5 protein-coding genes and 1 pseudogene are annotated in these 8,460 nt (G+C 38.9%); 4 read left to right on the top strand and 2 right to left on the bottom strand.

Translation table 11 applies throughout. The annotated features are described in order from the left end of the window. Nucleotides 1-438 (top strand): annotated as a pseudogene (locus C5684_RS06645) (hypothetical protein); the annotation flags it as partial. A 141-nt stretch (nt 439-579) separates the two neighbouring features. Here C5684_RS06645 and C5684_RS06640 read toward each other — a convergent pair. Further along, nucleotides 580-1,344 carry a hypothetical protein gene (locus C5684_RS06640; protein WP_006016234.1) on the bottom strand — a complete coding sequence of 255 codons (765 nt, stop codon included), beginning with the start codon at nt 1,342-1,344 and terminating at the stop codon, nt 580-582. Next, complete coding sequence (locus tag C5684_RS06635; RefSeq protein WP_233708687.1) at nt 1,325-2,932, bottom strand: SIR2 family protein; 1,608 nt, start codon at nt 2,930-2,932, stop codon at nt 1,325-1,327. The genes C5684_RS06640 and C5684_RS06635 overlap by 20 nt, the downstream gene beginning before the upstream one ends. 1,001 nt (nt 2,933-3,933) lie before the next feature. Between C5684_RS06635 and C5684_RS06630 the strand changes: the two genes are divergently transcribed. From C5684_RS06630 to C5684_RS06620, 3 genes are read left to right on the top strand one after another with little or no spacing between them, the layout of a single operon-like run. Further along, nucleotides 3,934-5,115: a DNA methyltransferase gene (locus tag C5684_RS06630; RefSeq protein ID WP_013890615.1), complete on the top strand. Its 1,182-nt coding sequence runs from the start codon at nt 3,934-3,936 to the stop codon at nt 5,113-5,115. A 3-nt stretch (nt 5,116-5,118) separates the two neighbouring features. Beyond that, nucleotides 5,119-7,011, top strand: a complete 1,893-nt coding sequence (locus C5684_RS06625) for an ATP-binding protein (protein ID WP_104637842.1) — start codon at nt 5,119-5,121, stop codon at nt 7,009-7,011. Nucleotide 7,012: 1 nt separating this feature from the next. Continuing rightward, nucleotides 7,013-8,413 (top strand): DNA double-strand break repair nuclease NurA, encoded by a 1,401-nt coding sequence (locus C5684_RS06620; RefSeq protein ID WP_104639810.1) that lies wholly within the window; start codon nt 7,013-7,015, stop codon nt 8,411-8,413. Nucleotides 8,414-8,460 lie beyond the last annotated feature (47 nt).

Here is an 8,460-nt window from a genome sequence, read left to right as displayed (position 1 = left end):
TGGACTCCTTTTTTAAAGCACTCTTGCTTAGAGGAATTGGGCAAATACGCCCCCAAGCCCGTTAAACCTGACTTAAAAGCACGCACCCACCAGCTAGAAAGAGCCCATCCGCGCTTAAAAGCCCCGCCCCTTTGGCCAGAAGGGCGTATCTTGGTAACAATGTTGCTTGATTTAGCCTTTAGATACACCGCCAAGAGTTTTTTGCATTCCCAAGACTTCCAATTCCCCCAAGTCTTTGAAGCTTTGTGCCAAGATAACTTAGCCGGTTTGCACGCCTTGCCCGCCCGCTTTAAACTCCTGCCCCCAAGCGAACAAGAGGGCTTTTTAAGAGCCTTCAAGCTCAAAGGCTTACAACGCGCCTTGCAACACGCCCTAGAGCAAGCCAACTACCCGTATGCGGACGCGCTGGCTAAGAGGATTAAGGAATTGAGGGGGTAGGCTAGAGTAGAATAACCCTACAATGTTAGGTTATTCTTTTGCGCCAAATTTGGAGCATTGGGCTTAAAAAGAGCTTTTAAGGGTTAGGAGTGCAGTGGGTGGCCTCCTAGAGAGGAGCCTGGTATATGGTATGAGGTTTAGCTAACTGTCCAATTCCGTAACTAGCTCTTTAAGCCATAGACAATATGTTTTACTCATTTTAGTTTGTTCGTATTCTTTTTTGTGACGTAGGATATGTTTTAATTTTTTTCTAATTGCTTGTTGAAGATTTTTATTGCTAGATTTGTAAAGTGTTTCTATGAGAGGGAGAAGAGTTTTATTGTATAGGGATGTTCTTTTTGCCTGTTTTGTGTCTATCATTCGTAAATAATGTTTATAGTATTTAGGTAAGCTAGGATTTATGGAATTTAAACATGAGAGATGTCTAGATTCCATGTCATCGCTTATACGGATGTATCGAGTATGTTTTTGTTTATGGATTTGGTCTAAGAAATTAATGATTGTATTCTCATGTGTTTCATCAATTTTTGGTATCTTTTCTATAATCCTTACGAAGATTGATTGGGCTTTCATTTCGCGATAGCCGGCTTTATTTTCAATAAAGAGATTGAGGAAATACAATACAAAGTCTAAACTTTTTCTCAGTATTTTATTACGAGTGTTTGGCTTAAGTAAACAATGTGATGTCAATACGAGGAAGTTATTAATCCAATGACTACCTATGTCTATAATTACAGAGTCTTCGCATTCTTTGAGTTTTGAGCAAATATTTGCAAGAATTGTTTCTAAGGATTTCTCATCAGCTTCAAATTGAAATATCGCACTAGAGGGGCATCCTTGGAAGATCTCTTCTAGTTTTTCGGTTTGCAAGTATCTAACACTATGGCTAAAAATTTCTTGATTCACCAGTAGTGGAGTTGCTGCTCTTTTTTTTTGTTTCCGTGGTGTTACATATTTTATACAAATAGCGTTTCCAATAGTATTCAAGTATGTTTCTATAGGTTATTGTTGTGTGGGCTGTTTCATTGAATATTGGAGTGATTAGACATTTGCCAATTCTAATTCGATTAAATTCTCGAAGTTTTTTGAATGTTTCTTTAAGGTCATTGCCGTTGTCATTGTAGTATCCTCTGTTTTTCCAGTGTAAAAGATTTTGTGCAACTTGTTGCTCAAAGTAACTTTTAAATTGTGTAGTATGCTTTGGCTCGTTTTCTTTATTTGAAATTAGTGCTAGTGTTGGTAGTGGTAATTCCCACCAACAAGTTTTATAGCAATCAAGTCTCCAGCGTCTGTTCAATTCGTTTGAGAACCATATTTTAAATTCTCTTTTTCTAAAAGCTTCTTTTGAGACTTCTTCACATTGTTGATAGATTTTTGACATATCTCCGTCTAGATATTTGTTGTCAATATGGCTTTCAAAAAGTAAAAAATATCTTAAGAGTTTATCTTTAAGTGATGCATTTGGAGACGCTGACAAAGTATTAATTTTATTCTCCAGTGCTTTAAAATCAAAATATATAAGGATGTGCCTTATCTCCCCTATATTTTTTTTATTTATGAGTGGTGATGTGTCATATTTTTTGATTTCTTCAAAAAATAGTCTTAGTTCATCCTCGTCTTGTTTGCGTTTACATTCTTCCTCATTTTCCGATTCTATACTCTTTACTTTCTCACTAAGGAGTTCATGAATATATAGGACATGGATGTTTTTTTTCTCGTAAAATTCAAATTCAATCGGATCAAACATGGCACTTGTCTTAATAAAATAAATTGTTTTCGTTCTATTTGATTTTTGTTGTGTTTTGTTTAAGTGGAAATTTACCCAAGAGATGATTTGCTTGACATTTTGATCACCTAAGGAATAACCAACCAAGACAACAGTATCTGTTGAAAAGATTCCTTTGACATAATTTTCAATGAGTGGAAAATTTTGGCTGTATTCTAAATAGTCTTTTTCGCAGAAAACAATGTTCTCTTTATCTAAACTTCCGTGCATTTTAATGAGTTTTGAAAAACCACCAGAATTTTTAATATCTTCATCGGTCTTTATAATATTAGAAAAAATTTTCTCTTTATCAAAAGCTTTTTCAAACAAGTCATCCCAGTTAGTTGTAATGAGATTTTTAAGGTTGAGTTTGACAATTTCCAAGTGTAAGTTTGGTTCGACATCATCACCATCCCGCATCTTTAATTCTTTTCTTATTTTTTGGTAGTAGTGTTCCTTCCCAAATCGATTAAAAAACTTTTCAGCCAAGATGAGATAATCCTCATCTTTTTCTGTATTGCCATAAAGCTTCTTTTTTAAGGCATCTATCAATTTTTTCCACGATGGCAACCCAGAACTAGCGCTGATTCCAGCACCAGCAAAAATACTTAAGCAATTTTCATTGTGCGCTTTTCTAATATACTTTAATGATCTTTTAATGAGCCTTTTATGTTGATTGTGTTGATCGTTTGTCATAACACCACACTGGCATGTCTTGTTTTTTTGCAACAAAACCCCAAAACCAATTTAATTATACGATCTTACAACCATCCGGAAGAAACAAACCCTTTCTTATTACCTCTCCTTTCTTTATGTGTGCCATTGTAGTGTTATTATCCTTATCCCAAACCCCTTGAATTCCCCAGCCAACACCACAATCCTTGCAAGTGGATAGCGTGAGGGTCTTGCAAGCATAATTAGAGACGGAGTGATGGGGATATGTAGATAGAGATCAGGCTTTAAGAGATCATGTAATGTGTGCCCTTGAACTTGTGGCATATATGGCAAATTTGAGCCATCTACAATCTCTGCAACACTTTCATGTTTGATATACTCTTATCCAAAATGCATCTTGACTGCAGACAATCCCTGGGAAGTTTTAAAAGTAGTAAAAAATTTGTAGTTTCTTGTTATGTTATCTTTGAGCATTCTCTGTCTTATATGTCTGTCTGCTTGCGACTTTTGTGCATTTGGTCTTGCTTTTCTCGATGTATTGGGATTGCCTAAACACTCCACATGCTCCAGTGTATCATTCATTTCTGTGTATTGCGATTTGGCAGCATTGGGAACCACATTTATTTTTGAAGTACTCGGCTAGCTCTTCTAGGTCTTGCATACTACTAGACCCTTTGAGCTTGACAACAGCACTCCAAAGGCAATGTGTAGCTTGGAAGCATTGGTTAAATGCTGTTTGTGGTTTTCTTAGAACTCTAATCTCTGAAGTATTTCTGTCGCAATACTGCAGTTATTTTCGATAAAATAGTTACCGCAATTTGGGAAAGTGTGGGATGTGTGGTGTAGCAATGTGTTATCGGGCTTTATACACGCTAAATAGGGTGGCAAATCGAAATTTTTCCTTTGAGGAAAATTGTGATCGAGTGGGGTGTGCTGGAGATTATGTAAAAAAAGGATGTATATGGAGATGGTCATGGCATCACCCAAAGCCACTCTAAAGATACCCAGAAAGACCGGAAATGCCATGTCGATAAATATCACCAAGGGAGTAGACCATGCAAGACTCCTGCATTGAGACTCATAAAATTTGCAAACAGCACTGTAGAGAGTTTTCTAAAATCCACTCCATGGTCTCTTATCTTGCCATGTTCACGCCAACCCTGCCCCATTTTTTTATCAATCGGTATTCCCAAGAAAACGATCTAGTGTATGATCCTTTTGCTGGGCGTGGCACAACTCCCTTTGAAGCTTGTAGAATGGGGCGCATTGGTATTGGTAATGATTTGAGTCCGTTAGCCATCTGCCTTACAAAAGCCAAAACCAATATCCCAAAGATCAGCAAAATTAAAGCCCGTTTAAGTGATTTGGCACGCCTCTACACGCCCCCCAACATTGAGGGAGTGGATACAGACATTCAAATGCTCTTTGAGGAAGATTTGACTCTTCCGCAATTGGTCTATCTCAAGCAACACTTAAAACTTTCTAGGTCTGTAGATAATTTCATCATGGCTACTCTAGCAGGGATTTTGCATGGCAAATGCCGCAAAGATGGCACTTCTATGTATTGCAGCATCGATATGCCCAACACCTTCAGCATGGCACCCAACTACATTAGGGGTTTTGTCGCCAAACACGATCTTAAGAAATTGCGTCAAGATGTGTTTCAATTACTAGAGTATAGAATAGACTCTTTATTCGCGCCTTGCAAATACCCCCAGCAGAATATGAGCCACTACAAAAGGGGATATTGCTTTAGCACAGATGCCCTAAAGTGTTCCCAAAAAGTGATAAAAAAGTATGGTCAAAACGCCATTTCTTTGATCATCACTAGCCCGCCCTATCTTAAAAATATCTCCTATGGTAAATACAACTGGATTCGCTTTTGGTTATTCCAAGAGGATTTTGCAAAGTTTAAGCAGAATAAATACAGGCTTGATGGGCTCAAAGACAATTTAACTTTTGAAAAGTATGCCCATTATCTGCAAGAGCTCTTTAATAGTTGGGCAGAAGTGCTTAGACCCGGTGGGCGTGCAGTGGTGGTGATTGGCGATCTGCACACACTCAATTTAGCCCAAAAAACTTGGGATTGGATACAAGCTAATGGAGGGTGTGCGTTGCGTTTGGAATCTATGTTAGAGGACAACCCAGAGAATAGCAGAAAAACAACGAGAATTTGGGGGGCTAAGAAGGGGCAAGCAACTAAAATAGATCGGATTTTAATGTTAAGAAAGGAGTAGCAGATGGCATTTACAGATTTTGCAACTGCAAAAAACTTGGATTTTTTTGAAAAAATCAAGCAAGAAGAAAATTTTGTGGGTAATCTCTACGAATTAGACTACGCACAGGCTAAAATTTTACTCAATGATTATGACAAGAATCAGGTCAAGGGAGTGCCTTTGGGTTGCTTTTTGGTGGCGATTTATAGTAATGAGTTGCGAGAGAATGAGACAGAGGGGGTTTTACTTAGGGTAGTGGGGACTGCTGAAATTCCACAGACAAAAGAGATTATGGAGACCCTCACTAACGCCCACATTGAGAGAAAAGAAAACAGAAAAGAGATCTTAGAGCCCGATGCAATCACTAAATATTTTTACCAGTTTTCAGGTTTGTTGTGCCGTGTTTTGGGGACCTTTTATGTAGAGCAAGACAAACTTGTCTTTGGGACTGATATAGAAAATTTTCTAGGGGCACACCATTACAGGGTGTATAAGCCCCAAAAGACAGAGCTAAACACCATTGTTAATGAAAACACCAAAGATAGCGATCATCTGCGCCAACAAATAGGTAAGCTTAGATACGCCTCAAGCCAATCTTATGACAAAGGGGGGGATTACGCCCCTGATGTCTATTTGCGTGTAGAAGATGTTGTGGCACGCAGGAGTGCCTTTTTTGGAATGACCCGCACCGGAAAATCCAACACGATCAAGATTGTGCTCATGGCGATTGAAAAACTCAACCAAGAACGCAAGAAACGCGATGAGCCACAAATTGGGCAAATTATCTTTGATGTGAATGGAGAATACACCTTTGCTAACCAACAAGATAACACCTGTATTTACGACAAACTTAGGGATACCAACAATGTCAGGCGTTTTAGTCTCTCTTTATCTAAGACACGAGGACATGAGGAAGTCCAAGCGATTCAATATGATTTTTACAATGACAAGACACTAGAGGAATCCTTTGGTTTATTTTGTGATGAAGTTGCCTTGCTGAAGTCATCGGATTATATTAAGGCGTTCACGGCTGTGGACATGTTCGATCGAGAGGGGGATGATCAGGAAGCCAAAAGACACAAGCAAAGAAAGAAGGCGATTTACAAGTGTATCTTGTATCGAGCTAAGTTCCTACCTGAGCAAGATTACCAAGTTAAATTTACGAAATTTACACTTCAGGGCGGCGGGACTCCAATCAACAATGAGCCTAAATACCATGAGGGTGTTTCTCTTGAAGTGGCGTGTCTGTATTTTGAGGGGTTAGATTTTAGGAAGTTGGATGCAAAATACGAGAAAGACAAGGACTTTGAGGCTTTGTTAAAAGTTCTGCAGGCTACCCGTGTGAGTGGGTATAAAGCTTTGATGGGCTTAAGACATTTGCACTCTACGCAGGGAGGCAAGGACTACAAGCAAGAAATAGATTCTGCCCTGCGCGCTGGGCAGATTGTCTTGGTGGATTTATCTAGCGCGTCTACAGAGGTGCAGGAAAAATACATCACAAGACTTTGTGCGTACATTTTTGCTAAGTCTATGGAAAAATTCACCAACGATCAAACACCGGAGTTCATTCAGATGTATTTTGAGGAAGCGCATAATATTTTCCCTAAAGATGATAAAGACCTCAAAAACATCTACAACCGCCTAGCCAAAGAGGGGGCAAAGCTCAATATAGGCATTAGCTATTCCACCCAAGAGGTCAGCTCCATCGCTCCTAGTATCTTGAAAAATACTCAAAACTGGTTCATCTCGCACCTCAACAATAAGGATGAACTTAAAGTTTTGGAAAAATACTACGACTTTAGCGACTTTTCCCAAAGCATTATCAAAAATAATGATGTTGGCTTTGCGCGGGTCAAAACCTATTCCAACAACTTTATTATCCCCGTGCAGATCGATAAATTCAAGGATAAGGATTAGTATGGGTTATCGCGGGGAGAGAGCATCCAAGATCAACCACCAACACATTGTAGAAAACGAAAAAGTGAAGGCGTATTTAGCGAGGTGTGGGGTGATAGATACACCATTGGATATAGATTTTGACAGTGTTGCCACCGCTTTATCCACAATCCAAAACCGAGTGGATTCTCAGATCGAACGCCTTATTGTGGTGGATGGAGGGTATAAAGAGGTGTGCATAGATGGCAGGTTTCCCTCCAAGAGGCTTTGTTTCTACAATGTGGGGATTTTGACTTTTTCGCTCCAAGACTTAAAATCTCTGGCAAACCAGCAGATCATTAACCCCGATGATTTGGGGAGACTAGAAAAAGACTTCCAACGCTTTTCTTTTGTGCTCTCCATCCAAGGCTATTGTCATGACCAAAAAGATTTTATCACCACCACTAGAGAAAGACTCTATGAAATTTTTAGAGACAATGGCCTTAACGAGGATGGCGATTCTTTATTAAACACTATTAAATGGCTTGTGTTTCAAGAATACAGAGGGGGAGGGGGGTTTATAGAGATCGCATGTGCGGGTTGTGGGGATAGGCACATTTTTAAAAAACAAAGCGCGTCTTATAAGGATTTACAAAACGATTTTTTAACCTGTGCTTGTGGGGCAAAAATTTATATCACCGATTGTTTTGAGCTACACACTTTGGTTGATGAAATTTTAGGGGCTGGAGCTATAGAGTCCTATGTGATGAGCGTGTTTGAGGTGGTGCTCATGCTCTCCATGTTTAGATTTTTAATAGAAGTTAAGCAGTGGGAATGGCTACCCAAGATTCTTTTTATCAAAGATGGTCCCCTAGCTCTTTTTAGCCGGCTAGATGATTTTGCCTTTAAAGTGGTGCGGGTATTTTTACAATATCTTTACAATCAATCGTTGAAAGATGACGCAAGTTATGTTAATTGGATTGGTTTAGATAAGAGCGGTTTGTTTGTGGATCACCTACAAAACTTGGAGCATAAAATCCCCGCAGAAAGCCTTGTCTTGCCCGATTCTGCCTACATCAAAAAGTATATCACCGGTGATACAGGCTCTGTCTTTGGACACAACACTTATTTTGGCATTAAGATGTTGGTTAAGTCCGATCGTGCTTTTGTGTTGGATATAGCTATTCCCTTTGGCTTGGATATAAAATACCGACATTATCTGGAAAATCCCAATATTGAGGATTTTTTAACCCTCAAAGATATCTTAGAAATTTTGAAAGATCTGAGGTGTGACATGTATCAACAATCCTTCGTTCCCGTTGTAATGTTCAATCAACTCGTGTCGATCTCTGATAAACCGGGTCAAAGGATTCTAAAAAGCTTTTCGCTGGAGGCATTGAATCGAGGCACAAGCGAACAAGGGAATGACTACAAGAAATTTTAATTATTGTTAATGTTAGTGGTTTTGAGAAAACCTAGATAAACCGAGGT

The organism is Helicobacter bizzozeronii (genome assembly GCF_900196775.1).
GTDB lineage: Bacteria > Campylobacterota > Campylobacteria > Campylobacterales > Helicobacteraceae > Helicobacter > Helicobacter bizzozeronii.
This window is presented reverse-complemented; position numbering and strand designations above follow the sequence as displayed.